We start from the raw sequence: 25,646 nt of genomic DNA on the forward strand, positions 1-25,646 counted from the left end.
CTCCGATCTGTGGCTTTCGCGCGCGCGCCGGCATGCGCGGACGCACGCGCGCAAGGGGTGGTCCTGAGGCGGATGCCCAGGTATCTCGCTTACGATCACCCTATGCCTCACAAGAAACGCACGGCCACCGGTGTGCTCGGCGGTCTCGCCGGCCTGGTCGGCCTGAGCGCTGTGGCCGGGATCCTCGTCACGGCTACCGTGACCCCCGCCATCGCCGTGTCGGGTTACGCAGCCACCAGCGCGATCGACGTCTTCGACAACATGCCGAGCTACCTCGAGGTCGACGAGCTCATGCTGCCGACCGAGTTCTACCGCAAGGACGCAGACGGCAACGACGTCCTCATGACGCAGTTCTACGACCAGAACCGCATCCCGGTCACGTGGGATGAGGTCGCGCCGGTCATGTTCGACGCGATCACGTCGAGCGAGGACAAGAACTACTACACGCACGGCGGCGTCGACCTTCTCGGCACCGCGAGCGCGGTGTTCGGCAACCTGCGCGGCGGCGACACCCGCGGTGGCTCGTCGATCACCCAGCAGTACGTCAAGAACGTGCTGCAACAGGCGTGCGAGAAGGAAGCCAAGTCGCAGGACGAGGTCGAGGCGTGCTTCCGCTCGACCACCGTCTCCTCCGGCACCGACGGCATCGAGCGCAAGCTGCAGGAGATGCGGTACGCGATCCAGCTCGAGAAGCGGTATCCGAAGAACGAGATCCTGCTCGGCTACCTGAACATCGCGCACTTCGGCGGCACCGTCTACGGCATCGGCGCGGCGTCGCAGTACTACTTCGGCGTGCCCGCCTCGCAGCTCACGATCGGCCAGGCCGCGGCGATCGCGGGCATGGTGCAGGAGCCGAACACCTACCGTCTGGATCGTCCCGACAGCGAGTCGAACGGCGCCGCGAACGGCTACGAGCTGACGAAGGACCGTCAGATCTACGTGCTCAAACGCATGTTCTCGGATGGCAAGATCACGCAGGAAGAGCGGGATGCCGCTATCGCGGAGCCGATCACCCCGAACATCCAGGAGCGCCCGCAGGGCTGCCAGCTCGCCGCCGGCGCCGAGTTCTTCTGCGAGTACGTCCGCAACATCGTCCTCGACGACCCGGCCTTCGGCGAGTCGCTCGAGGAGCGCCAACAGAACCTGCGCCGCGGCGGCATGAAGATCTACACCACTCTCGACCCGCAGCTCCAGGATGCCGCGCTCGACGCGATGTCCGTCGTGCCCGCGACCGACGACCGTCTGAACCTCGGCGCCTCTGGCGTCCAGGTCGAGGTCGGCACCGGCCGCGTGCTCTCGATGGTGCAGAATCGCCCGTTCGCGCCCACCGGAGACGACGCCGGCACGGTGACCCCGGTCAACTACAACGTGCGCAACCAGGACGGCGGCGGTGGTCACTCCGCGGGCTCGACCTACAAGGTGTTCAGCCTCATCAACTGGCTCGAGCAGGGGCACTCCGTGAACGAAGTGATCAACGGCCGTGTCGGGAACAAGCGCGTGCTGACGAGCTGCGACGGCGCCACCCAGAACGTCCGCACCGGCAACAGCGGCCGCCCGAACGAGATCGGCAACTTCCAGAGCAGCAACGGCTACTCGGGCACGATCAAGAAGTTCACCGAAGACTCGCTGAACTCGGGCTTCCTCGCGATGGCCGAGCGCATCTCGGTGTGCTCGACCAACCAGGTCGCGATGAAGATGGGCGTCATGCAGTCCAACGGCGACCCGCTGGACGTCAACAACAACCCCTATGATGTGCTGGGATCCGCGGCGGTGGCACCCATCGACATGGCGGAGGCCTACGCGGCGATTGCCGGTGGAGGCACGCGGTGCGAGCCGAAGGTCATCGACCGTGCGGTCAAGTCCGACGGCACCGACATCACGCCGCAGACGAGTTGCGACCAGGCCATCTCCGCCAACGTCGCCGCCACTGCCGCTTTCGCGCTCGAAGGCGTCATGAACGCGACGGGCCAGGGCGCCCGCATCTTCGACGGCGTGCCGGTGTTCGGCAAGACCGGTATCCACGAGTACGAGCACACCTGGATGGACGGTGCGAGCACCAAGGTGGCCACCGTGGTCTGGGTCGGCAACGTCGACGGCTTCGCGAAGCTCAACGAGTACCGCGTCAACGGCTGGCGACTCGATCAGATCCGAAACGCGATCTGGCCGAAGATGCAGGGAGCGGCGAACGCCAAGTTCGGCGGCGATCGGTTCCCGACCCCGGACACGAACCTCACGAAGAACACCCTCACGGAGCTCCCGAACGTCGTCGGTCAGAACGTCGATGAGGCGCGCGGCACCCTCGAGGCGGCCGGCTTCTCGGTGAACGTCGCCGAGCCCACCGACTCGACCGAGCCCGAAGGCCGGATCGTGTCGCAGGATCCGGGCGCGGGTCGCGCCGCGGGCGGCGCGACCATCACGATCACACCGAGCAACGGTCAGGGCGCCACGGTGCCGCCGGTGACGGGCAACCCGCAGGAGGCCGAGCGCCAACTGCGAGCCGCCGGCTTCACGAGCGTGACAACGGCGTGTACCGAGAAGGACGACCCGCCGCAGCCGACGGTGACGGGCACCAGCCCTGCCGCAGGCGAGGCGGTCGGCCGCGGGACGCAGATCACCATCGAGTACACCGCGAAGAACTGCTGATGGCAGGCGTCCGCAGGACGCTCTCCACGATCGCCACCGCCGGCGCCCTGGGCGCCGGCGGTGCGGTCGTCTGGGGGGTGGGCATCGAGCGCCATCTGTTCACCGTCCGTCGCCACGAAGTCCACGTGCTGCCCGAGGGCAGCCCCAGCATCACCGTGCTGCACCTCTCCGACGCCCACATGGCGCCGTGGCAGCAGCGCAAGCAGCGGTGGATCGCAGAGCTGGCCGAGACGACGCAGCCGGACCTGGTCATCAACACGGGCGACAACCTCGGCCATGCCCGCGGCCTCGCCGGCATCCGCCGCGCCTTTGCTCCCCTCCGCGGCGTGCCGGGCTTCTTCGTCCACGGGTCGAACGACGTGTTCGAGCCGAGCGCGCGGAACCCGCTGCGCTACTTCACGGGCCCCTCGCGTCACGCCAAAGCGGCGCCGAAACTCGACACCGCGGCGATGGACTCGTTCTTCGCCGACGACCTCGGCTGGTCCGAGCTCGACAACGCCGCCGCTGCCGTGCGCGTGGCCGGCATGCGAATCGACGGCGTCGGGGTCGACGACGCGCACCGCGACTGGGACGACCTCGACGTGCTGCCGGGCGCTCTGGCGGCCCTGCAAGGCCGCAGAAGCGCCGACCTGACCCTGGGCGTCACCCACGCCCCGTATCGCCGCGTGCTCGACCGTTTCGTGGATCTGGGGGCGGACATGGTCTTCGGCGGCCACACTCACGGCGGGCAGGTCCGCATCCCCTTCGCCTCGCGCGCCCTCGTCGCCAACTGCGATATTCCGCTCGATCAGGCGCGCGGCCTGAGCTCATGGGGTGCGGACCGTGTCCCACTCAATGTGAGCGCGGGCCTCGGTCACTCCATCTATGCGCCGGTGCGTTTCGGGTGCCGCCCCGAGGCCTCCGTGCTGGTCCTCCGCGCTCGGGCGTGAGCCGATTCGTCTTCCGAGCCGGATCGGGGTAAGCTTGGAGGGTTGCCACGGGGTGTGGCGCAGCTTGGTAGCGCGCGTCGTTCGGGACGACGAGGCCGCAGGTTCAAATCCTGTCACCCCGACAGCGAAGAGGCTCCGCCGCAAGGCGGGGCCTCTTTCATGCCACCGGAGAACGGAGCACGGATGCCCATCCCCCGACTGGTCGCCTTCGACCTCGACGATACCCTCGCTCCCTCGAAGAGCGCCATCAACCCGCGTATCGGGCGCCAGCTGCTCGATCTTGCGGCCCGCGTCGAGGTCGCGATCATCTCCGGCGGACACCTCGCGCAGTTCACCGCGCAGGTCGTCGACCAGCTGCCCGAGACGGATGCAGACCTGCTGTCGCACTTCCACCTGCTGCCGACCTGTGGAACGCAGTACTACCGCCTCTCCCCCGCCGGCATCGAGACGGTCTACGCCCGCTCGCTGACCGATGACCAGAAGTCCCGCGCCCTCGCCGTGGTCGAGGAAGAGGCGCGTCGGCTCGGCCTGTGGGAGAGCGAGACCTGGGGCCCCATCCTCGAGGACCGTGGGTCTCAGATCACGTTCTCCGCGCTGGGCCAGCAAGCTCCCGTCGACGCGAAGATGGCGTGGGATCCCTCCGGCGAGAAGAAGAATGCGCTGCGAGCGGCCGTGGCAGACCGCATCCCCGACCTCGAGGTGCGCGCGGGCGGCTCGACGTCGGTCGACATCACCGAGCGCGGCATCGACAAGGCCTACGGCATGACCCGGCTGATCGAGCAGAGCGGCATCCCGCAGGACGACATCCTGTTCGTCGGCGACCGTCTCGACGAGAACGGCAACGACTATCCGGTGCTCGCGATGGGCGTGGCCTGCCACGCGGTCGAGGGCTGGGAAGAGACCGCCGACTTCCTCGACCAGCTCATCCCCACGCTTCCGCTGCGCTGATGCGCTGACGCGGACGACTCCGCACGACACGCGCCCGGGCCCCGGGCCGAGCAGCCTGACGACTGCCGGCACCGGGGCCCGTTGCTTCGCGTCCCGTCGTCAGGCTCGCGACGCCGTTTTGGCGCGCGTGGCGGCGCGGCGCGGCGCTGAGCCGGTGACCGGCACGAGCCGCTGCAGCTGCGTGACGTGACGCGGCTCGAGCTCCTCGAGGCTCGAGACGCCGAGCAGCTGCATCGTCCGCTCGATCTCGCTGCGCAGGATCGCGATGGTCCGGTCCACGCCCTGACGGCCGCCCGCCATCAGCCCGTAGAGGTAAGCGCGTCCGATCAGAGTGAACTTCGCGCCCTGCGCGATGGAGGCAACGATGTCGGCACCGTTCATGATGCCGGTGTCGACCATGACCGTGGCGTCCTTCCCGACCTCGCGCACGACCTGCGGCAGGAGGTGGAACGGCACGGGGGCGCGGTCGAGCTGGCGGCCGCCGTGGTTCGAGAGCACGATGCCATCGACTCCGAGGTCGATGAGCCGCTTGGAGTCCTCGACGTTCTGCACGCCCTTGATGACGATCTTCCCGGGCCACATGCTGCGGATGACCTCGAGGTCGTCGTAGCTGATGGTCGGGTCCATCGCGGCGTTGAGGAGTTCGCCGACGGTGCCGCCGGTGGTCGTGAGCGACGCGAACTCGAGCTTGGGCGTCGTGAGGAAGTCGATCCACCACCAGGGGCGCGGGATGGCGTTGACGATCGTCCCGACGGTCAGCGCGGGCGGGATGGAGAACCCGTTGCGCTTGTCACGCAGGCGCGCTCCCGCAACCGGGGTGTCCACGGTGAACATGAGAGTGTCGAAGCCCGCCTCGGCCGCCCGCTTGACGAGACCATATGAGATCTCACGATCGCGCATGACGTAGAGCTGGAACCAGTTGCGTCCGTGCGGGTTGGCCGCCCGGACGCCCTCGATCGACGTCGTCCCGAGCGTCGAGAGGGTGAACGGGATGCCGGCCGCGCCCGCGGCGGATGCCCCCGCGCTCTCGCCTTCCGTCTGCATCAACCGGGTGAATCCGGTCGGGGCGATTCCGAACGGCAACGCCGAGCGCCCGCCGAGGATCTCGGTCGACATGTCGACCGATTCCGCCGGACGCAGGATGTCGGGGTGGAACTCGATGTCCTGGAACGCCTGCCGTGCTCGCGCGAGCGAGATCTCGCCCTCCGCGGCACCGTCGGTGTAGTCGAACGCCGCCTTGGGCGTGCGGCGCTTCGCGATGGTCCGCAGATCATCGATCGTCAGGGCCGACGTGAGTCGGCGGCGGCGTCCATTGAGATCGGGGGCCTTGAACTGCATCAGTTCGAGCAGCTCGGGAATCTTGGGCAACTGTCGGGTGACCATATTCTCTCCTCAGTTCCGGCGGGGCCGACGGGGTCGGACCGGATGGGTTCAGGTGGATTCGGGGCGCACGGGGTTCGCGGACGCGTAGTACCCCGTGATGTGGTCGTGGACGGCGGTGCGGGCATCGTCTACCCGCTGTTCGTCGATCGCCGCCACGATCGCGTTGTGCTCGTCGCGCAGGCGGTCCACCGCGCTGTCCCAATCCGGGATGCGCGCGGCACCCTGGAGCACGTAGTCCTCGATCGACGATCGGAGGCCCGCCATCATCGCCGCCACGACCTCGTTGCCCGATGCCTCGGCCAAGGCGACGTGGAACTGCGCATCGAGTGCCAGGAAGTCGGCGGGGCTGAGGTCGGCGGCATCCATCGCACGGAGCGCTTCGCGCGCCCGCTCGAGATCGACGTCGGACGAGCCGGCCAGCTCACCGGCGACCCACTCCTCGAGCAGGAGACGCGTGTTCACGACATCCGAGATGGCGAAGCCCTGCGCGGCGACCTGCAACCGGAGGAGCGCCTGCATGCCGCCGGTCGGGCGGGCCACGACGATGGCCCCCGCGCTCGGCCCCGATCCCGTCGCGGTGCGGATGAGGCCCATGACCTCCAGCACGCGGAGCGCTTCGCGCACGCTGGATCGCCCGACCCCGAGCTGCGCGACCAGGTCGCGCTCGGACGGCAGTCGGTCGCCGGGACCGAGCTTGCCGGCGAGAAGATCGGATTCGATCTTCTCCAATACGACGCGCCAGGCGCGCGCCGGGGTTCCGTCAGCCATGACGCCCCTCTCCTTGGTGGCCGGACCACGATACATCTTGTGGTCTGACCGCGCAAAGCCCTGGACAGGCGCGTCGTGAAACGTATCAGTCGCCGGACGCCTCAGGCGAGGCGACCACCCGACTCGCGGAGATAGCACTCAGCGCACATCGACTCGTACGTCACCCGGTCGAGAGCGAGCTCGTCGATCGCCACCTGGTCGCCTTCGAACACGAAGCGTCCGCCGACCAGACGTGCGTTGAAGAGGGCCTTCCGCCCGCAGCGGCAGATCGTCTTCAGCTCTTCGAGACTGTGCGCGAGCTCCATCAGACGCGCCGAACCGGGAAAGGCGCGGGTCTGAAAATCGGTGCGGATGCCGTAGGCGAGCACCGGGACGTTCTCCTCCACCACGGTCCGCAGCAGATCGTCGACCTGCTCCGACGTCAGGAACTGCGCCTCGTCGATGAGGAGGCAGGCGACATCCGCTCCCGTCTCGGCGCGCACGCGCTCACGATGCACGCCGAAGACGGCCCGCAGGTCGTCGTCCGCACCGACGAGGAAGTCGACGTCTCGCTCGACGCCCAGCCGGCTTGCGATCTGGCCGGCGCCCTTCGTGTCGATCTCGGGCTTCGCGAGCAGCACGTGCTGGCCGCGCTCCTCGTAGTTGTAAGCCGCCTGCAGGAGAGCCGTCGACTTGCCGGAGTTCATGGCTCCGTAACGGAAGTAGAGCTTGGCCATGCCCGTCAGGGATTGATCGAGAGCGCTTCGGCCGTCGCCTCGATCGACGCGCGAGCGGCATCCGCCCGCGGGTTCAGCGGCTGCCCGTAGCTCGGGATGAGCCTCTTCAGCTCGGGCTCCCAGCCCGCGATGCGGTCGGGGAAGCACGTCTTGAGAAGTCCGAGCATGATGGATGCCGCAGTCGAGGCGCCCGGCGAGGCCCCCAGCAGACCGGCGATCGACCCGTCGGCAGAGGTCACGACCTCGGTGCCGAACTGCAGCACGCCGCCCTTCTTCGGGTCCTTCTTCATGACCTGAGCACGCTGACCGGCCTGGATCAGCTCCCAGTCCTCGTCTTTCGCGGTCGGCATGAAGACGCGGAGCGACTCCACCTTCTTGCGGTGGTTCTTGAGCAGCTCGCCGACGAGGTACGAGATGAGACTCGGGTTGTCGACGGCCACCTTCAGCATCGGCAGCAGGTTGTGGGGGCGCACCTGCGACACGATGTCGGTGATGCGGCCGTTCTTGAGGAACTTCGGGCTGAACGTCGCGAACGGTCCGAACAGCAGCGAGGCCTCGCCGTCGACGACGCGCGTGTCGAGGTGGGGAACCGACATCGGCGGAGCACCCACCGAGGCCTGCGAGTACACCTTGGCCTTGTGCTGCGAGACGACGGCGGGGTTCGTGGTCTTGAGGAACTGCCCGCCGATCGGGAAGACGCCGTAGCCCTTGATCTCGGGGATACCCGACTTCTGCAGCAGCTTCAGCGCCCAGCCGCCGGCCCCGACGAAGACGAAGCGCGCGTCGGTGTGCCCGGGGGTCTTGCCGAGGCGATTGCGCCAGAAGACCCGCCACGAGCCGTCCTTCTGGCGGCTCAGCGTGCGCACCTCACGGTCGGTGATGACCTCCACGCCCTGCTCCTGCAGGTGCGAGAACAGCTGCCGGGTGAGCGATCCGAAGTCGACATCCGTGCCGGCGGGGACGCGCGTCGCCGCGAACGGCTCGCCCTTGCGGCGCTCCTGCATCAGCAGCGGCGCCCACTGGTTGATGACGCGCGAGTCTTCCGAGTACTCGATGCCCGCGAAGAGGGGCTGGTCCTTGAGCGCCTCGTAGCGGCGCTTGAGGAACGCGACGTCCTTCTCACCGCGGACGAAGGTCATGTGAGGCGTCGCGTTGATGAACGTCGACGGTTCGTCGAGGATGCCGCGCTCGATGAGCGAGGCCCAGAGCTGACGGCTCTGCTGGAACTGCTCGTTGATCGTGATCGCCTTGCCGGGATCTACCGAGCCGTCCGACGCCTCGGGCGTGTAGTTCAGCTCGCACAGCGCGGCGTGACCCGTGCCCGCGTTGTTCCACGGGTTCGAGCTCTCCTGCGCCAGATCCGACAGGCGCTCGTGCACCTCGATCTTCCAATCGGGCTGGAGCTGCTTCAGCAGCACACCGAGCGTGGCACTCATGATGCCCCCGCCGATCAGGACGACGTCGACCTTTTCACTCACGATGCACCAGTCTATCCCGGTGGCGGCGCGCGGCATCCCGCCGCCCCGCCTTGACGTCAGAGACGCTCGGCGACGATCTCCGCGATCTGCACCGCGTTCAGCGCGGCACCCTTGCGGAGGTTGTCGTTGCTGATGAACAGCACGAGTCCCTTGCCCTCGGGCGCGGACTGGTCGGCGCGGATGCGGCCGACGTAGCTCGGGTCGTTGCCGGCTGCCTGCAGAGGCGTCGGGACCTCCTCGAGCACGACACCGGGCGCCGCGGCCAGGACCTCGCGCGCCCGCTCCGGCGTGATGTCGCGCGAGAACTCGGCGTGGATCGACAGCGAGTGACCCGTGAACACGGGGACGCGCACGCAGGTGCCGGCGACGCGCAGGTCGGGCAGCTCGAGGATCTTGCGGCTCTCGTTGCGGAGTTTCTTCTCCTCATCGGTCTCGTTGTCGCCGTCGTCCACCAGGTTGCCGGCGAACGGGATGACATCGAACGCGATCGGGGCGATGTACTTCTCGGGCTGCGGGAAGTCGACCGCCGAGCCGTCGTGCACGAGATCGAGCGTGTGTCCTTGAGCGAGGACTCCCTCGACCTGGCCGAGCAGCTCTTCGGCGCCGGCGAGGCCCGAGCCCGAGACCGCCTGATAGGTCGAGACGATGAGGCGCTCGAGCCCCGCCTCGGTGTCGAGCACCTTCAGCACCGGCATCGCGGCCATCGTGGTGCAGTTCGGGTTCGCGATGATGCCCTTCGGCGGGGTAACCGTGGCGTGGGGGTTGACCTCGCTGACGACGAGGGGAACCTCGGGGTCCATGCGCCAGGCGCTGGAGTTGTCGATGACGACGGCGCCTGCTTCTGCGAAGCGCGGCGCGTGCGCGCGCGATCCGGTCGCCCCCGCAGAGAAGAGCGCGATGTCGATGCCGGCGGGGTCTGCGGTGGCGATCTCCTCGACGATCACGTCGTGCCCGGCGAACTCGATCGAGGTGCCCGCCGAGCGCGCGGTGGCGAACAAGCGCAGTTCGCGGATCGGGAAGTTCCGCTCGACGAGAATCTCGCGCATCACCTTTCCGACCTGGCCAGTGGCGCCGACGACGGCGACGGAGAGTCCGGAATCGGAGATGCGGGTCATAGCGGTTCCTTGCGTGAAGCGTGATCGGGTTTCGGCGATTCTATCGGCGCACCGGGGCGGGTCCGACGCACGTGACAGCCGATGACCGCGCGATTCACGCCATCTCGGGGCGGTTCCACTCCCCCGGCACGTCGAGGGCGCCGTAAGCGAGGTCGACCCCGCCAGTGCCGACGGAAGCGGTGCAGACGAGCAGCGACAAGGTCGGCACGCCGTACGGACGGTTGTCGCGGATGATCGCGGCGTCGTCGGTGGCCGGGGTGGCCGCGGTGTCCTGGAGCACGTCGAGCCAGGGCTGCAGGCCGTCCGCGCGATCGAGCTCCGGCGCGGCCGCCGCGAACTCGCCGAGCCAGCGACGGATCCGGGCGGTGCGCGGATCGTCGACGTCGTCGTGGGCGATCATGTGGGTGCCGGGACCGAGGTCGACCGTCCGCAGGGTCGCGGCATCCCACATCGAGACGCGGACCCCACCGGGCGAGACGTCGACGAGATTGAAGCCGTGCGTGGGCGGGGCACCCGTCGGCGGCGAGCCCGCGACCGCATCCAGGACGATGCCGCCGCGCGACAGCGCCGGCGCGCCATCCGGGAGCACGTCGGCTCGATTCAGGATGACGGCCAGCCGGCGAGCGGCCGGGTCGGCGGCGAGCCAGGCCCCGCCGGCGCGACGGTCGCGCACGCCGACGACATCGGCGTACGTGTCGGGCCACCAGGGACCGATCGGGTCCCACGCACGCGACGGATCCTCGTCGCGGACGGCCAGCAGCCGAACCGGCCGGCTCGGATCGGCGGGCACCTGGATGACGACGGTGCACATGGGATCACTCGCTCTCGGCGGCCGGTGGTCGATCCGCGCACCCCGCCCGGGGCCGTGGGAGGATCGGGGGCATGTTCATCGTAGTCGGGGTCACCGGTGGCATCGCCGCCTACAAGAGCGTCCAGCTCGTACGGCTGCTCGTCCAGCAGGGGCACGACGTCCACGTCATCCCCACCGAGGACTCGCTGCGCTTCATCGGCCTGACGACATGGGAGGCGATCAGCCGCAACCCCGTCACGACGTCCGTCCACGACGACGTCGCGCGTGTGCGGCACGTCGCCCTGGGGCAGAGCGCCGACCTCGTGATCGTCGCGCCCGCGACGGCCAACATGATCGCGTCGATGGCCGCGGGTCTGGCATCCGACCTGCTGGGCACGACGCTCCTCGCCACCACGGCACCCGTCGTGGTCGCCCCTGCGATGCACACCGAGATGTGGCGGCACCCGGCGACCGCCGCCAACGTCGCCACGCTCCGCGAGCGCGGCGTGCTGCTCGTCGGGCCCGCGGACGGCCCGCTGACCGGCGGCGACAGCGGCCCGGGCCGCATGTCGGAGCCAGAGGACATCGTCGCGGCGGCTCTCGCGCTGGTGTCCCCCGCGCCGACCGACCTCGACGGCCTGCACGTCGCGGTCTCGACCGGGGGCACCCGCGAACCGCTCGACCCCGTGCGCTTCCTCGGCAACCGGTCGAGCGGTCGTCAGGGCGCGGAGATCGCCGTCGAGGCGGCGCGGCGCGGCGCCACGGTGACGCTCGTCGCGGCATCCGTCGACGCCGGCGTTCTCGACGCCGCCATCGCGCACCCGCGCATCACGGTCCAGCATGTCGAGACCGCGGCTGAGCTCGGCGGGGCGATGTCGGATGCCGCCGCCGCGGCAGAGATCGTCATCATGGTCGCAGCCGTCGCCGACTATCGCGCCGCTCGAGTGTCGGAGCACAAGCTGCGGAAGGAGGACGGTCCGCTCGAGACGATCGAGCTGGTGCCGAACGACGACATCCTCGCAGGGCTCGCCGCCGCTCGCCGCGACGGTCAGACCGTTGTCGGGTTCGCCGCCGAGACCCGGGACGACGACCTGCTGGAGCGCGCGCGACGCAAACGCGACCGCAAGGGCGTCGACCTCCTCGTCGTGAACGAGGTCGGGTGGGACGCCGGTTTCGGTGCGGGCGAGAACGCCGTCGCCGTCATCGGAGACGGCGGCGCGGTCGTCGCCGAAGCCTCCGGCCCGAAGGACGCCGTCGCGCGCGCAATCTGGGACGCGATCGTCGCGCTACGCGCCGCGAGCTGACGCTCAGCCCCTGGCCGGGCGCGATACATCCGTCGGATGTTTGGTGCCCACGCGCACTCAGAGTCACGCGGAGGCGACACCAGCACCACCGGTCCTGCAGCTGTATCGCCACCGGCACGCCTCGGCGGGGCCGACTGCGGACGGGCGGGATCAGCTCAGAGCGCGCTCGCGGATGAAGGCAGTGAGTGCGGCGGCGTCGTCGGGCAGGTCGACGACGTGCTGCGGCGCATCGAGCATCGCCTGCAGCTCATCGGAGTACGTCATGTCGATCTCGATGGCTTCACGGATGGTCTCCGCGAACTTCTCGGGCTTGGCGGTCTCGAGGACGAGCATGGCCTCGCCGGGCTCGATGTACTGGCGAGCAACGGTGACTCCGTCGGCGGTGTGCGGGTCGATGATCTCGCCCGCTTCCTCGTGGACCGCGCGGATGGTGGCGAGGCGGTCGGCGTGCGTGGACGTTCCGCTGACGATGCCGAACTCGGCGGTGAAGCGAGCGAGGTCGGCGGAGAAGTCCGCGAAACCCTGCGACTCGAGATCCTTCCACGCCGCGACGACGCGCTCGGGGTCTCGCCCGACGAGTTCGAAGATGAAGCGCTCGAGGTTCGAGGCCTTGGAGATGTCCATCGACGGGCTCGAGGTCTGCAACGTCTGCGCGGCGGAGCGCGGACGGTAGATGCCGGTGCGGAAGAACTCGTCGAGCACGTTGTTCTCGTTCGCCGCCAGCACGAGCCGGCGGATCGGCAGACCCATCTCGCGCGCGTAGAACCCCGAGAGGATGTTGCCGAAGTTGCCGGACGGCACCGTGATCGAGACCTCGGCGTGGCCGTCGGCGTCCGTCGCGCGCAGCCAGGCCCAGAAGTAATAGACGACCTGCGCCGTGATGCGGGCGAGGTTGATCGAGTTGACCGCGCCGAGGTGCAGCGACCGCTTGACCTCGAGGTCGCCCGCGAGCTCCTTGACCAGGTTCTGGCAGTCGTCGAAAACGCCCTCGATGGCTATGTTGTGGATGTTCGGCTCGTCGAGCGAGAACATCTGCGCCCGCTGGAACGGGCTCATGCGGCCCTGCGGCGACAGCATGAACACGGCGATGCGCTCCTTGCCGCGCAGCGCGTACTCAGCGGCCGATCCGGTGTCGCCCGAGGTCGCACCGAGAACGTTGAGCACGGACCCCGTGCGCGCGAGAGCGTGCTCGACGACCTGACCGAGGAACTGCATCGCGAGATCCTTGAAGGCCAGCGTGGGGCCCTCGGAGAGCCCGACCAGCGTGATCCCGCCACCGATCCGCCGCAGCGGCACGACAGCATCGGGGAAGGGAGCGTATGCGGCCTCGGTCATGCGGGCGAGGTCGTCGCGCTCGATGTCGGTGGCGAAGAGCGCCAGGACCTCGGTGGCCAGCTGCGGGTAGGTCAGAGCCCGCCAGCGCTCCAGGGTCTCGGGCGAGACCGAGGGCATCTCTTGCGGCACGGCGAGACCGCCATCGGTCGCGAGCCCCTCGAGGAGAGCATCGCAGTACGGCAGCGGCTCAGCGCCGCCTCGGGTCGAGATGTACAGCACGCGGGGCTCCTCGGTGACGGGTCGGGGACGGCTTTCGATTGTCGCAGGTGCCGCGCCTGCCCGGCGTCGGCGGGGCGTCGACGGCCGGCGGGGCGTCAGCGCCCGGTGCCGGCGTAGACGACCGCTTCGGTGTCGCCGTCGAGCCCGTACGCCGTGTGCACGACGCGAGCCGCCTCGGCGAGCTCGTCGCCGCGGACGACGACGGAGATGCGGATCTCCGAGGTCGAGATCATCTCGAGGTTCACCCCGGCGTTCGACAGCGCTTCGAACAGCGTCGCGGAGACGCCCGAGTGCGTGCGCATCCCGGCACCGACGACGGAGAGCTTTCCGATCTGATCGTCGTGCACGAGGCTCTCGAAGCCGACCTCGCTCTGCTCGCCCGCGAGGGCGCGGAGCGCGACGGTCGCATCCGTCTTGGGCAGCGTGAACGAGATGTCGGTGCGACCCGTCGTGGCCGCCGAGACGTTCTGGACGATCATGTCGACGTTCGCGCCCGACTTCGCCACGATCTTGAAGATCTCGGCAGCCTTGCCCGGGACGTCGGGCACGCCGATGACGGTGATCTTGGCCTGGCTGAGGTCGGTGGCGACGCCCGCGACGATCGGCTCTTCCATCTCTTCTTCCTTTCGGCCTTCGGGCAGCGTCATCCCGGGACCGAGCACGAACGTGCCGGACCCCGAGCTGAACGTCGACCGGGCGTTGATCATGACGCCGTGACGGCGGGCGTACTCCACCGCACGGATGTAGAGGACCTTGGCGCCGTTCGCGGCGAGCTCGAGCATCTCCTCCGCCGAGACGACGCCGAGCTTGCGAGCCTTAGGCACAACGCGCGGGTCGGCGGTGTAGATGCCGTCGACGTCGCTGTAGATCTCGCAGACGTCGGCCGAGAGCGCTGCGGCGAGCGCGACGGCCGTGGTGTCGGATCCGCCACGGCCGAGCGTCGTGATGTCGCGGGTGTCGCGGTTGAACCCCTGGAACCCCGCGACGATGACGATCGCTCCCTCGTCGAGGGCCTCGCGCAGCCGCACGGGCGTGACGTCGACGATGCGCGCGGCACCGTGCGTGGCATCCGTGATCATGCCCGCCTGGCTGCCGGTGAACGACCGTGCCTCGAAGCCCATCGAGTGGATGGCCATCGCCAGGAGCGCCATCGAAATGCGCTCGCCCGAGCTCAGGAGCATGTCGAGCTCGCGGGGAGCCGGGATCGGTGCGACCTCGTTCGCGAGATCGAGCAGCTCATCGGTGGTGTCGCCCATCGCGCTCACCGCGACGACGACGTCGTGACCGGCGCGGCGGGTGTCGACGATGCGCTTCGCGACCCGCTTGATGCTCTCCGCGTCGGCGACGGACGACCCGCCGTACTTCTGCACGATCAATGCCATGTGGGACTCCCGGATGCCGGTGCCGGCGCGATTGCTACGGGCGCCCGGATGCCGCGCCCACCGGACCATCTTACGGAGCGTCCCATGCGCGCAGCGCCATGTGACGACCCGCCCGCGGGCGAGGCCCCGGGCGCACGGACCTAGGCTGGAACCCATGGGACGCCGCTCGCTCTTCACGGCGCTGAATGCGCTCGTCCACACCTCCGATCCGGCCGGCGGCCCGGCGACGGAGATGCTCCCGGTGATCGACGACGCGTTCGCGGTGCGGGTGCTCGACCTGGCGATCCGACTCGGCGAGACGATGCTCGTGGCGGGCTCGCCGGCCAGCGAAGTGACCCTCACGATCGTGCGGGTCTCGGGGGTCTACGGCCTCGACCCGGTGCACGTCGACGTGACGTACAACTCGATCACCGTCGCGCACCATCGCAGCGGCGAGGACCGACCGATCACGCTCATGCGCGTGGTCCGCGGCGCCGCGCCCGACCATGCACGGCTGCAGCGGTTGCAGGCGCTCGTGGCCGAGATCCGGTCGGGACTCCCCCTGGATGCCGCGGCCCTGCGCTTCCGCGGCATCCGTCGCACACCGTTCCGGTATCAGCAGCCCGTCGCCGTCGCCGCGCAGGCGCTGCTGGCGGTCGGGGTCGCGGTGATGTTCGGGGCGAACTGGCTCGTCATCGTGCTGTCGTTCCTCGCCGCGGGGTCGGCGGCGGTGACCCAGTTCCTCCTGGGCCGGGCGCGCGTGCCGTTCTTCTTCAGTCAGATCGCCGGGGCGTTCGTGCTCACGATCGTCGCCGCGGCCTCCCCGCTTCTTCGAGCGACGGGGTGGGAGGCCGCGATGACCATGCGCCCCTCCGTCATCGTCGCCTCGGGCATCGTGCTGATGCTGGCGGGCCTCACCGTGGTCGGGGCGGCTCAGGACGCCATCGACGGTTTCGCGCTGACGGCGATGGGCCGCATCCTCGAGCTGGTGACGCAGACTCTCGGCGTCGTGCTCGGCATCCTCGCCGGCATCGAGACCGCGCGAGTCATCGGGCTGGGCCTGGAGGCCCCGACGGAGGCGCTGCCGCTCGGACCCGTGCCGCTGCAGTTCCTCGGCGCAGGTCTGATCGCCCTCGCCGTCGCCGTCATCAACGGGGCCGGGCTCCGCATCATCGTCGTCAGCGTCGCGCTCAGCATCGTCGCGTGGCTCGGATACGTGGCCGCGGCCTCGCTCGGCTTCGAGACGGCGGCGGCGAGCGGCGTCGGCGCGTTCGTCGGGAGCCTCGTCGGCATTCTCGCCGCTTATCGTCTGCACGTTCCGTCTGTCGCGATCACGACGGCGGCGATCCTGCCCATGGTCCCCGGTGCCGCGGTGTTCCGCGGGCTCCTCGGCGTGGTCGAGTCGGGTGACAGCCCGGCGACCCTGCTCACCGGATTCAGCACCCTCGCGGCAGCCGCGACCGTCGGCATCGCCCTGGCGGTGGGCGCGTCGCTCGGCATCTACCTCGGCCAGCCGCTCCGCGCGTCGCTGGGGTCGGTCATCCGTGCGCGCGCGCGGGTGCGCTGAAACCGAGAGAAGCGAAACGGCCGCGTCACGAGCAGGCGGGGAACCTGCCGCGGACGCGGCCGAGACGAAGCGACGCGGAGATCAGCCGAACAGCGCGGCGGCCTCCTCGTAGCGGTACAGCGGAACGGTGTTCAGCTCGCCGAGGGCCTCGTCGAACGAGACGCGGACGATGTCGGTGCCCTTGAGCGAGACCATCTGACCCCAGGCACCGTCGACGAGCGCGTCGGCCGCCGCGAGCCCGAGGCGCGTGGCCAGCACACGGTCGAACGCGGACGGCGAGCCGCCGCGCTGGATGTGACCGAGCACGGTGGCGCGCGTCTCGATGCCGGTCAGGCGCTCGATCTCGGGAGCGAGCACCTCGCTGATGCCACCGAGACGGGGACGGTTGAACGCGTCGAGGCCCTTGTCGCTGTAGGCCTCGTCCTGACCCTTCAGCTTGAAGCCCTCCGACACGACGACGAGCGGGGCGCGGCCACGGTCGAACGCCTTGGTCACCTGCGCCGTGATCTCCTCGATCGACATCGGCACCTCCGGGATGCAGATGACGTGGGCGCCGGCGGCGATGCCGGCGTGCAGGGCGATCCAGCCGACGTGACGGCCCATGACCTCGGCCACCATGCAGCGCTGGTGCGAGTCACCGGTCGTGCGCAGGCGGTCCATCGCGTCGGTCGCGATGTTGACGGCGGTGTCGAAGCCGAACGAGTAGTCGGTCGCCTTCAGGTCGTTGTCGATCGTCTTCGGCACACCGAGGACGTTGATGCCGTCGTTGGCGAGACGGTTGGCCGCAGCGAGCGTGCCTTCGCCGCCGATGGCGATGATGCCGTCGATGCGGTGCTTGTCGAGGGTCGCCGCGATGTTCTCGGCGCCGCCACGGGGGCCTTCGTACGGGTTGGTGCGGCTCGTACCCAGAATGGTTCCGCCGACCTTCGACAGGCCCTTCACCTCGTGGCGCGTGAGGGGGAAGAAGTCGCCGTCGACGACGCCGCGCCAGCCGTCGCGGATGCCGACGAACTCGATGTTGTACGAGGTGGTGCCCTTGAGCACGACGCCTCGGATGACAGCGTTGAGTCCGGGGCAGTCGCCGCCGCTGGTGAGGATGCCGATCTTCATGGGGAGATCCTTCGTTGTTGCTCAGGGTGGAGTGTGGCGACGCTGCCTCAGGTCGAGACTATCGTCGCGGCGCGGGTGCTGCCAGGCGAGCCCGCCGGGAGAACTCGCGAGGCCCGTGCGGATGCGACCAGGCGCGCCCTCCGACCACCGACGAACAGCGGAGAGGACGGCTCAGTCCGCGCCGAGCGCCTGACGCAGCAGGTGCATGAGAGCCGACAGCTGCACCGAGTCGCTCGAGGTCGGGTCGACGGCCTCACCATCGAGCGCCCGAGCCGCGAGACCCTGCTTCGAGTCGATGAGCTCGGCGATCTTCGTGTCGATCGTGTGAGCGGCGATGATCCGCCACGCGGTGACGGGCTCCTCCTGACCGATGCGGTGCACCCGGTCGATCGCCTGCGTCTGCTCGGCCGCCGTCCACGACAGCTCGGCGAGGACGACGTTCGAGGCTGCCTGCATGTTCACGCCGACGCCGGCAGCCGTCAGCGAGCACACCGCGATGGCGACATCGGGATCGTTGTTGAACGCGTCGATCGCGTCCTGGCGTGCCGTCGCGCTCTGATCGCCGCGCAGCGACACGGTCCGCAGCCCGGCGGCCGCGAAGTGGGCCTCAGCGGCATCCATGACGTCGATGTGCTTGGCGAAGAACACGACCTTGCCGACGGAGCGCTGCAGCTGGGCCGCGTAGTCGGCGGCGAGCACGGCCTTGGCCTGGCCGATGCGGCGGACCATCGTGAAGACGTTCTCGGCGCCGGTGCCCGTGGCCTTCGACTCCTCGAGCTCCTGCGTCGCGACGAGGCGCACGATGTCGGAGTCGGCCTCGCCGATGAGCACACGGTCGCCGCGCGCCTCGATGATCCGGCGGTACCGCGCGGCGAGACGCTCGCCGAGCTCGTGCTCGGCCTGGCGGATCGACCGGCCGTACTCGTCGTCGAGCTGCACGGGCAGGTCGGCGATGAGCTTGTCGGGAAGGTCGGCGGCGACGTCCTTCTTCTTGCGGCGCACGATGCCCATCGAGATGACGGCGTCGCGGGCAGCGGGATAGAACGCCTTGTCGGCCGGCGTGAGGCCGGTCTCGTCCAGACGCTCCATGAGCACGGGGCCGGGCTTCTCGCCGTTGGTCCACCCCAGGAACCGCCAGATCGCGTCGAAGTCCTCGACGTCGTTGATCAGCGGGGTTCCGGTGAGGGCCAGCATGAGCGGGTCGCGCACCTGCTCGCGAATGCGGCCCGCGAGGGCGAGCACGTTCTGCGAACGCTGCGAGCTGAGGTTCTTGATGAAGTGCGCCTCGTCGACGACCATGCCGCGCAGGCCGATCGAACCGAGCCACGAGAGGTGGCGGTCGAGCACCTCGTAATTGACGATGAAGACGTCGGCGAACGCGTCGATCTGATCGCCGTCGCCCGAGATCACGGTCGCGCGTCGCTGCGGCGTCCAGCGCTCGACCTCGCGCGCCCAGTTCATCTTGACCACGTTCGGCACGACGGCCAGCAGCGGATAGGCGCCGGCGACGGATGCTGCGAGCACCGACTGCGCCGTCTTTCCGAGACCCGGCTCGTCGGCAAGCAGGAACGAGCGGTGACCGGCTCGCACCGACTCGAGGAACCGCGACTGGTGCGGCATGATCTCGAGACCCTTGGGCGACAGGCGGTCGAACTCCGGCACGGGAGGCAGGTCCATCGAGGCAGCCGCCCCGCCGGCGCCGGACTCGAACGCCTTGTAGAGCGGCCCCATCAACTCCCAGCCGTCGAGTCTCCGACGCGGGGTGTCGTGCGGCGCGTGCAGCTCGAGGTCGGGCGCGAGGAAGGGGTTCGCCTCGCGTCGTGCGATCACCTGCGGCGGTGTGACCTGCCGGTCGGCGAGAGCCGCGGGCACGACGGGCGCCTGAACCGGAGCGGCATCGGTGATGATGAGCTCGTCCTCCGGCAGCTCGGCACCCGACTCGAGAAGCCAGTCGCGCCGCATCCGCTTCGCCACCGGCGACGTCGCCTGGTCGACCTCGAGCAGCTGGATGAGAGACGTGTCGCGCGCGGCCGTCTTCGCGAGGATCGTGGCGACGCCGTCGAGCCGCTTGAGCAGCTCCGCCCGGGCGGCGGTGGAGACGTTCTCGTCGGCCTTCACCCGCGCGCGCTCTTCGCGCACCAAGAAGGCGATGACCTGGAACTTGACGCGGTTCGTGGGTCCGAGCTTTCCGCGCTGGGCCTTGGCCTCGACCTCGCGCACCTTGCGCGCCAAGATCGGGATCAGCGGCGCGTCATCATCGCGTCGGGCGGACGAAGATCTCCGTCGGCGGTTGGCGGTCGCTGCGGCGGTGGCCATGGTCGGCATGCTCCTCCTGAGCCTGAGTGCCGGAGTTCCGTCGTGACGGAAACGTACGAGGTGCCGCTCGAACGGACACCGGAGCGTCATGCGAGCGAAGGGCGTTCGCGTCGGTCGGCCACGGGCACTCGCTTCAGCGAGCTGCGGCGTCGAACCCGACGATGTCCCCGCTCACCATTCTATGCCATGACCGGCGCGCCCCGCGATGCGGGGCGTTACTCAGCGCCAGAGCTGAGCGACGATGCCGGGGGTGTAGGAATCGGGGCTGTAGTTGACCCACCGCGTCGACACCCAGGCGTTCCCGCGAAGGAAGTGAGTCTCACCCAAGTCGACGACTTCTTCGTCCATCGAGAGCATCTGCTGCGATGTCCGGAAGTAAACGCCTCCCGAAGCTTCCTCTGAGCCGAAGCCCGCGGTGGACAACGCGTCAGCGATGAGTTCGGACTGGGCGGGCGAGACGAGTGCCACGGTGGTCGCGATGCCTCGGTCGGAGGGCTTTCCCCACGTGCAACGCAAGCTCGGCACCCCCGATTCGAGCACCGTCAGGGCCTCGGCGTTCTCGGTCGAGTACATCGTCACGCCAGGGTCGTTCAGCGGGGCGATCTCAGCGTCGAGCGTGGCGCGCAGATCGCCCGTGAAGAGCTCGTCGCATGACGACGGTAGATTGATCTCGTCGGTTGTCGACCGCGTCTCGACAGGGCTTGGCGTCTCCGACGGAGTGGGCGCGAGCGACGGCGTCGCGGCCGACTCGGACGGCGCGGGTGTAGCAGCTCCGCCGGCGGGAGTCGCGCATGCCGTAGCCAGCAGCGCGACCGCCGTGACGACCGGGATGAAGCGGAGAGCTGTGCGGTGTCTGACGGCCATGAACTGATCCTAACGAGCCGGGTCGGCTACGCGCTCCGGCGCGCGGGCCGCAACGCCGATCGCAGTCGCAGGCTGTTGAGCACGACGAAGACGCTCGAGAACGCCATGGCGGCCGCGGCGACCATCGGGTTGAGCAGACCGGCCACCGCGAGCGGCACGGCGGCGACGTTGTAGGCGAAGGCCCAGAACAGGTTGCCGCGAATGATGCCGAGGGTACGGCGGCTGAGTTCGATCGCCTCGGCCACGGCCCGGGGGCTGCCAGCGGTGAGCGTGATGTCGCTGGCGTGCTTGGCGGCATCCGTGCCACCGCCCATCGCGATGCCGAGGTCGGCAGCGGCGAGGGCGGCCGCGTCGTTGACGCCGTCGCCGACCATCGCGACGCGCTTCCCCGCGGCCTGGCGGCGCCGTACCTCCTCGAGCTTGCCCTCGGGACGCACGTCGGCGACCACGTCGTCGATGCCCAGCTCGCGGGCGACCGCCCCCGCGGCGCCGGCGTTGTCGCCGGTGACCAGGACCACCGAGGCCCCGGTGCGGTGCAGCCGCGCCACGGCTTCGCGGGCGTCGTCGCGGACCCGGTCCGAGACCGCGATGACCGCACGGACCGCCCCGTCCCAGCCGACGGCGACGACGGAAGCACCGGATGCCGCGGCGTCGCGCGCGGCTTCATCGAGCTCGGAGCTCAGCTCGCCCAGTCGCTGGGTGACGAAGGCGACGCTCCCCGCGGTGACCTCGCGCCCCTCGACTACGCCGCTGACGCCGCCTCCGGCGACGCCCGTGAACTCCGTCACCGGCGGCACGGTGCCAGCGGCTGCGACGATCGCGCGCGCGATCGGGTGCTCCGAGGCGGATTCGACGGCGCCGGCCGCCCGCAACGCGTCGTCGCGATCGGCTCCGGCCGCGGTGACGACCGAGGCGACGGACATCCGCCCCTCGGTGAGGGTGCCGGTCTTGTCCATGAGCACGACGTCGATGCGCTCGGCGGCCTCGAGGGCTTCGGGACCGGTGATGAGGATGCCGAGCTCGGCGCCTCGGCCGGTGCCGACGAGGACGGCGATGGGCGTCGCGAGCCCGAGTGCGCACGGGCAGGCGATGATCAGGACCGCGACGGCGGCGGTGAAGCCCGCGGCGACCGGTGCGCCGGCGATGACCCAGCCGAGAAGGGTCAGCACTGCCACGACGATGACGACGGGGACGAACACCGCCGAGACGCGGTCGGCGAGACGCTGCACGCGGCTCTTGCCCGACTGGGCCTCGTCGACCAGCCGCGCCAGATGCGCGAGGCGGGTTTCGTCGCCGACCGAGGTGGCGCGTACCCGCAACCGTCCGCCGGAGGCGATCGTGCCGCCGGTGACCTCGGAACCGGGGCCGACGTCGACGGGCACCGACTCGCCCGTCAGCATGCTCTCGTCCACCGCCGCCGCGCCGTCGACGACGATGCCGTCGGTGGCCACCTTCTCACCGGGCCGCACGATGAACTCGTCGCCCGCATGCAGCGCGTCGATGCCGACGCGACGCCCGTCCGGCAGCTCGACATCCGCCGCCCCGAGCTCGAGCAGGGCGCGCAGCGCGGCGCCCGCACGTCGCCGCGAGCGCTGCTCGATGTAGCGACCGAGCAGGATGAGCACGGTCACCGCTGCGGCGACCTCGAAGTAGACGAGCGATGTCGGGTCGTGCACGGGGCCGAAGAGGACGACATCGTGACGGATGCCGATGCGCCCGGCGGAGCCGAACAGCACCGCCCACAGGCTCCAGGCGAAGGCCGCGAAGGTGCCCAATGTGACGAGCGTGTCCATCGTCAGCGCGCCGTGGCGCGCGTTCGCGAAGGTGGCGCGGTGGAACGGCCAACCCGCCCAGAACACGACCGGCGCGGTCAGGACGAGCGACACCCACTGCCAGCCGGGGAACTGCCACGCCGGCACCATGCCGAGCGCCACGACGGGCGCGGCGAGCACGATGCCCCAGATCAGCCGGGTGCGCAGAGTGGTCTGGCCCGGCATGTCCTCGACGTCGTGCTGGTGGCCCGGAGCGTCATGATGCTCCGCCGGATGCTGCGCCGGAGAGGAGCGCACTCGAGCGGTATACCCCGCCTGGCCGACGGCCTCGACCAGGTCGTCGACCGAGACGGCGGCGGGATGCTCGACGCGCGCCGACTCGGTCGCGAGGTTCACCGTCGCGTGGACACCGTCCAGGCGCTGCAGCCGCTTCTCGACCCGGGCGACACAGCTCGCGCACGTCATCCCCTCGATGTCGAGGACGGCATGGCTGCTCTCCCGCCCGGCGGTGTCCGCGCTCATCAGCGGCGTCCGGTGACCGTGTAGCCCGCCTCGGCCACAGCGGCCGAGACGACGTCGTCGTCGGGCGGCTGCACAGCCGTGACCGCGACGGTGCCGGCGTCGACGTCGACGGCGACGTCGGAGACGCCCGGGACGAGCCCGAGCTCGCGGGTCACCGCTGCGGCGCAGTGCCCGCAGGTCATGCCTTCGACGGTGTAGGTCTGAGTCGTCATGATGCTCCTTCGTGGTTCAGCGACGACAACAGGATACCCCCCAGGGGTATTCCCGTCGATGCCTCGAGATCCGGACGGCGTACGCTGAAAGCATGTCCACGATCTCCGAGCGCGAGCTCGCCGCGACCCTCGACCACGCCATCCTCAAGCCCGAGCTGACCCGCGACCAGGTCGACGCCGAGCTCGACATCGCCGCCGAGTGGCGAGTCTTCTCGGTGTGCGTACGCCCCTCCGACATCCCGCACGCTGTCGCGCGTCTCGCGGGCACCGGTGTCGCCGTCGGTACGGTCATCGGCTTCCCCCACGGCACGACGTCCACGGCGTCGAAGGTCGCCGAGGTCCGTCAGGCCGCCGCGGACGGCGCCTCGGAGTTCGACATGGTCGTCAACATCGCCGCACTGCGCTCGGGCTTCGACGACGTCGTGGTCGACGACATCCGCGCCGTGGTCGAGGCCGCCGAAGGCAAGATCGTCAAGGTCATCCTCGAGACGAGCCTGCTCGACGACGAGCAGATCGCCCGCGGCAGCCGCCTGACCGAGGCCGGCGGCGCCGACTTCGTCAAGACCTCGACCGGCTTCGCCGGCGGCGGGGCGACAGTTCCCCACGTCCGCCTCATGCGCGAGAACGTCGGCGAGGCCGTGCAGGTCAAGGCCTCCGGCGGCGTGCGCAGCTTCGCCGACGCCGTCGCGATGCTCGACGCAGGCGCCACGCGCCTCGGCACGAGCGGCAGCGCGACCATCCTCGGCGAAGCGCGCCGACTCGAGGCCGGCGGCGCTGCCACCGGCGCGGTCGACGAGTCGTCGTACTGATCCCGCGGGCTGCGGCCCGCACGGGCGCGCGAGGCGCTGGCCTCAGGCGAGGGCCTCGCGCACGCGGACGACATCGTCGTCCATCTGCTCGATGAGCGCCGGGATACCCGCGAACGCGACCATCCCGCGGATGCGGGCCGTGAAGCGGACCTCGACGCGGTGACCGTAGAGGTCGAGATCCGTCTCGTCGAGCACGTACGCCTCGACCTGTCGCTGCGGCACGTCGTCGAACGTGGGATTGGTGCCCACCGAGATCGCCGCCGGATACCGGATGACACTTGCCGGCATCGCGCCGTCGGCACCCGGCATCCCGAGGTCGACGAGCCAGCCGGCGTACACACCGTCGGCCGGGATGAAGCCCGCGGCGTCGGTGGCGAGGTTCGCGGTCGGATACCCGAGTTCCCGGCCGCGCTTGAGTCCGTGGACGACCTCGGCCTCGACCGCGTGAGGGCGGCCGAGCAGGCGGGCGGCACCGGCGACATCGCCGGCCGCGAGCAGATCGCGCACCCACGTCGACGAGACGCGCCGGCCGGCATCACGGGCACGGACGTCCGTGACGACGTCGACATCGAAACCGTGCTCGCGCCCGAGTGCGGCCAGCATCTCGGGATCGCCCTCGCCGCCTCGACCGAAGCGGAAGTCGTCGCCGACGAGGACGCCGACGGCACCGAGCGCGCGAACGAGGATGCTCTCGACGAAGTCACGCGCCGAGAGCGCTGCGAGCTCGGCGTCGAACCGCAGCACGAGGACGGCATCCACCCCGGCCGCCGCGAGGAGCCCGATCTTCTGATCCAGAGCGACGAGCGGCTCGGGGCAGAGCTCCGGACGCAGCAGGCTCAGCGGGTTGCGGTCGAAGGTGACCGCCACGACACGCGCGCCGCGGGCGGCGGCATCCACCCGGGCCCGGTCGATGACCGCGCGGTGCCCGGAGTGCACGCCGTCGAACTTGCCGATGGCCACGACGCTCGGGCCGAAGTCCGCGGGGACCTCCGCGGGGTCTCGGTACACGGTCACCATGACGATCCCTCCAGGACGGCCGGGCGCTCGCTGCTCTCCCCGGCACCGTTGCGGTGCGACACGAGCCACCAGATCCCCACGAAGGGCAGGGCGAGCGGAACCCAGAAGTAGCCGAAACCGTAGCCCGACCAGACGGTGGCGTCGTGCGAGAACAGGTCGGGCAGCACGAGGCTGAGCGTGCCGACGACGAGCACCCCGGCCAGCTCGAAGCAGATCGCGACCCACGCGATCGCGTACCAGGTGCGCGAGCCCGACTTCACCAGCGCGACGGTCGCCAGCACGTACACCAGCGCCGCGGCCGCCGACAGTGAGTACGCGAGCGGTGCGTTGGAGAAGTCCTCGACGATCTGGACGAACGAGCGTCCCGTCGCGGCGAGCGCCATCACGGCGTACACGACCACGAGGACGCGGCCGATGCCGGTCATTCGAGGGCGGGGATGATCCATGACCCCACCAATGATAGGCGTC

General features: G+C 69.8%; 21 protein-coding genes and 1 tRNA gene. 7 read left to right on the forward strand and 15 right to left on the reverse strand.

Annotated features, from left to right (window positions below; translation table 11 throughout):
- Positions 1-102: 102 nt before the first annotated feature.
- From ACLBWJ_RS13320 to ACLBWJ_RS13335, 4 genes are all read left to right on the forward strand, one after another.
- On the forward strand, positions 103-2,643 hold the full coding sequence (locus tag ACLBWJ_RS13320; protein WP_323986121.1) for a transglycosylase domain-containing protein: 2,541 nt from the start codon (positions 103-105) through the stop codon (positions 2,641-2,643).
- Positions 2,643-3,572 (forward strand): metallophosphoesterase, encoded by a 930-nt coding sequence (locus tag ACLBWJ_RS13325; protein ID WP_269267670.1) that lies wholly within the window; start codon positions 2,643-2,645, stop codon positions 3,570-3,572. Before ACLBWJ_RS13320 ends, ACLBWJ_RS13325 begins: the two co-directional genes overlap by 1 nt.
- A gap of 48 nt (positions 3,573-3,620) precedes the next feature.
- Positions 3,621-3,694: transfer RNA gene (locus ACLBWJ_RS13330), tRNA-Pro, on the forward strand.
- Positions 3,695-3,755: 61 nt separating this feature from the next.
- The gene (locus tag ACLBWJ_RS13335) at positions 3,756-4,520 is read left to right on the forward strand and encodes an HAD-IIB family hydrolase (protein ID WP_447660529.1); all 765 of its coding nucleotides are present in this window, start codon (positions 3,756-3,758) and stop codon (positions 4,518-4,520) included.
- A gap of 99 nt (positions 4,521-4,619) precedes the next feature.
- Here ACLBWJ_RS13335 and ACLBWJ_RS13340 read toward each other — a convergent pair whose 3' ends face one another.
- From ACLBWJ_RS13340 to ACLBWJ_RS13365, 6 genes are all read right to left on the reverse strand, one after another.
- Positions 4,620-5,903, reverse strand: a complete 1,284-nt coding sequence (locus ACLBWJ_RS13340; RefSeq protein ID WP_447660530.1) for an alpha-hydroxy acid oxidase — start codon at positions 5,901-5,903, stop codon at positions 4,620-4,622.
- A gap of 48 nt (positions 5,904-5,951) precedes the next feature.
- Positions 5,952-6,671 carry a FadR/GntR family transcriptional regulator gene (locus tag ACLBWJ_RS13345; RefSeq protein WP_112617207.1) on the reverse strand — a complete coding sequence of 240 codons (720 nt, stop codon included), beginning with the start codon at positions 6,669-6,671 and terminating at the stop codon, positions 5,952-5,954.
- Between the two features lie 101 nt (positions 6,672-6,772).
- A complete protein-coding gene (locus ACLBWJ_RS13350) occupies positions 6,773-7,387 on the reverse strand; it encodes a thymidine kinase (RefSeq protein WP_274178744.1) in 615 nt (204 codons plus the stop codon).
- A gap of 5 nt (positions 7,388-7,392) precedes the next feature.
- Positions 7,393-8,901, reverse strand: a complete 1,509-nt coding sequence (locus ACLBWJ_RS13355; RefSeq protein ID WP_205289255.1) for a malate:quinone oxidoreductase — start codon at positions 8,899-8,901, stop codon at positions 7,393-7,395.
- A gap of 20 nt (positions 8,902-8,921) precedes the next feature.
- Entirely contained in the window at positions 8,922-9,980 is a 1,059-nt protein-coding gene (locus ACLBWJ_RS13360; protein ID WP_447660532.1) for an aspartate-semialdehyde dehydrogenase, read from the reverse strand.
- A gap of 94 nt (positions 9,981-10,074) precedes the next feature.
- On the reverse strand, positions 10,075-10,791 hold the full coding sequence (locus tag ACLBWJ_RS13365) for an NRDE family protein (RefSeq protein ID WP_447660533.1): 717 nt from the start codon (positions 10,789-10,791) through the stop codon (positions 10,075-10,077).
- Positions 10,792-10,862: 71 nt separating this feature from the next.
- Here ACLBWJ_RS13365 and coaBC point away from each other — a divergent pair, with 71 nt between their 5' ends.
- Positions 10,863-12,074: a bifunctional phosphopantothenoylcysteine decarboxylase/phosphopantothenate--cysteine ligase CoaBC gene (coaBC, locus tag ACLBWJ_RS13370; RefSeq protein ID WP_447660534.1), complete on the forward strand. Its 1,212-nt coding sequence runs from the start codon at positions 10,863-10,865 to the stop codon at positions 12,072-12,074.
- A gap of 150 nt (positions 12,075-12,224) precedes the next feature.
- On the opposite strand, the gene thrC is transcribed toward coaBC, so the two are convergent.
- Together thrC and ACLBWJ_RS13380 are read right to left on the reverse strand one after the other, a co-directional pair.
- The gene (thrC, locus tag ACLBWJ_RS13375; RefSeq protein ID WP_447660535.1) at positions 12,225-13,628 is read right to left on the reverse strand and encodes a threonine synthase; all 1,404 of its coding nucleotides are present in this window, start codon (positions 13,626-13,628) and stop codon (positions 12,225-12,227) included.
- Positions 13,629-13,723: 95 nt separating this feature from the next.
- Positions 13,724-15,010: an aspartate kinase gene (locus tag ACLBWJ_RS13380; RefSeq protein WP_112617213.1), complete on the reverse strand. Its 1,287-nt coding sequence runs from the start codon at positions 15,008-15,010 to the stop codon at positions 13,724-13,726.
- 154 nt (positions 15,011-15,164) lie between these two features.
- Between ACLBWJ_RS13380 and ACLBWJ_RS13385 the strand changes: the two genes are divergently transcribed.
- The gene (locus ACLBWJ_RS13385; RefSeq protein ID WP_282501279.1) at positions 15,165-16,556 is read left to right on the forward strand and encodes a threonine/serine exporter family protein; all 1,392 of its coding nucleotides are present in this window, start codon (positions 15,165-15,167) and stop codon (positions 16,554-16,556) included.
- Between the two features lie 81 nt (positions 16,557-16,637).
- Here ACLBWJ_RS13385 and ACLBWJ_RS13390 read toward each other — a convergent pair whose 3' ends face one another.
- The 5 genes from ACLBWJ_RS13390 to ACLBWJ_RS13410 form a co-directional block, all read right to left on the reverse strand.
- The gene (locus ACLBWJ_RS13390) at positions 16,638-17,666 is read right to left on the reverse strand and encodes a 6-phosphofructokinase (protein WP_023955073.1); all 1,029 of its coding nucleotides are present in this window, start codon (positions 17,664-17,666) and stop codon (positions 16,638-16,640) included.
- 171 nt (positions 17,667-17,837) lie between these two features.
- Positions 17,838-19,991, reverse strand: coding sequence for a DEAD/DEAH box helicase (locus ACLBWJ_RS13395; protein ID WP_447660536.1), 2,154 nt, complete (start codon positions 19,989-19,991; stop codon positions 17,838-17,840).
- 210 nt (positions 19,992-20,201) lie between these two features.
- A complete protein-coding gene (locus ACLBWJ_RS13400) occupies positions 20,202-20,846 on the reverse strand; it encodes a hypothetical protein (RefSeq protein WP_274178749.1) in 645 nt (214 codons plus the stop codon).
- Between the two features lie 26 nt (positions 20,847-20,872).
- Positions 20,873-23,140 carry a heavy metal translocating P-type ATPase gene (locus ACLBWJ_RS13405; RefSeq protein WP_282501280.1) on the reverse strand — a complete coding sequence of 756 codons (2,268 nt, stop codon included), beginning with the start codon at positions 23,138-23,140 and terminating at the stop codon, positions 20,873-20,875.
- On the reverse strand, positions 23,140-23,352 hold the full coding sequence (locus tag ACLBWJ_RS13410) for a heavy-metal-associated domain-containing protein (protein ID WP_023955083.1): 213 nt from the start codon (positions 23,350-23,352) through the stop codon (positions 23,140-23,142). Before ACLBWJ_RS13410 ends, ACLBWJ_RS13405 begins: the two co-directional genes overlap by 1 nt.
- Positions 23,353-23,444: 92 nt before the next feature.
- Here ACLBWJ_RS13410 and deoC point away from each other — a divergent pair, with 92 nt between their 5' ends.
- Positions 23,445-24,161, forward strand: a complete 717-nt coding sequence (gene deoC, locus ACLBWJ_RS13415; RefSeq protein ID WP_282501281.1) for a deoxyribose-phosphate aldolase — start codon at positions 23,445-23,447, stop codon at positions 24,159-24,161.
- Between the two features lie 42 nt (positions 24,162-24,203).
- Here the strand turns inward: deoC and ACLBWJ_RS13420 are convergent, their stop codons facing one another.
- Together ACLBWJ_RS13420 and ACLBWJ_RS13425 are read right to left on the reverse strand one after the other, a co-directional pair.
- Entirely contained in the window at positions 24,204-25,175 is a 972-nt protein-coding gene (locus tag ACLBWJ_RS13420; protein ID WP_447660666.1) for a bifunctional riboflavin kinase/FAD synthetase, read from the reverse strand.
- The gene (locus ACLBWJ_RS13425) at positions 25,172-25,624 is read right to left on the reverse strand and encodes a hypothetical protein (protein ID WP_112617219.1); all 453 of its coding nucleotides are present in this window, start codon (positions 25,622-25,624) and stop codon (positions 25,172-25,174) included. The genes ACLBWJ_RS13420 and ACLBWJ_RS13425 overlap by 4 nt, the downstream gene beginning before the upstream one ends.
- Positions 25,625-25,646: the final 22 nt, after the last annotated feature.

The sequence above is a fragment of the Microbacterium sp. M4A5_1d genome (genome assembly GCF_053345465.1).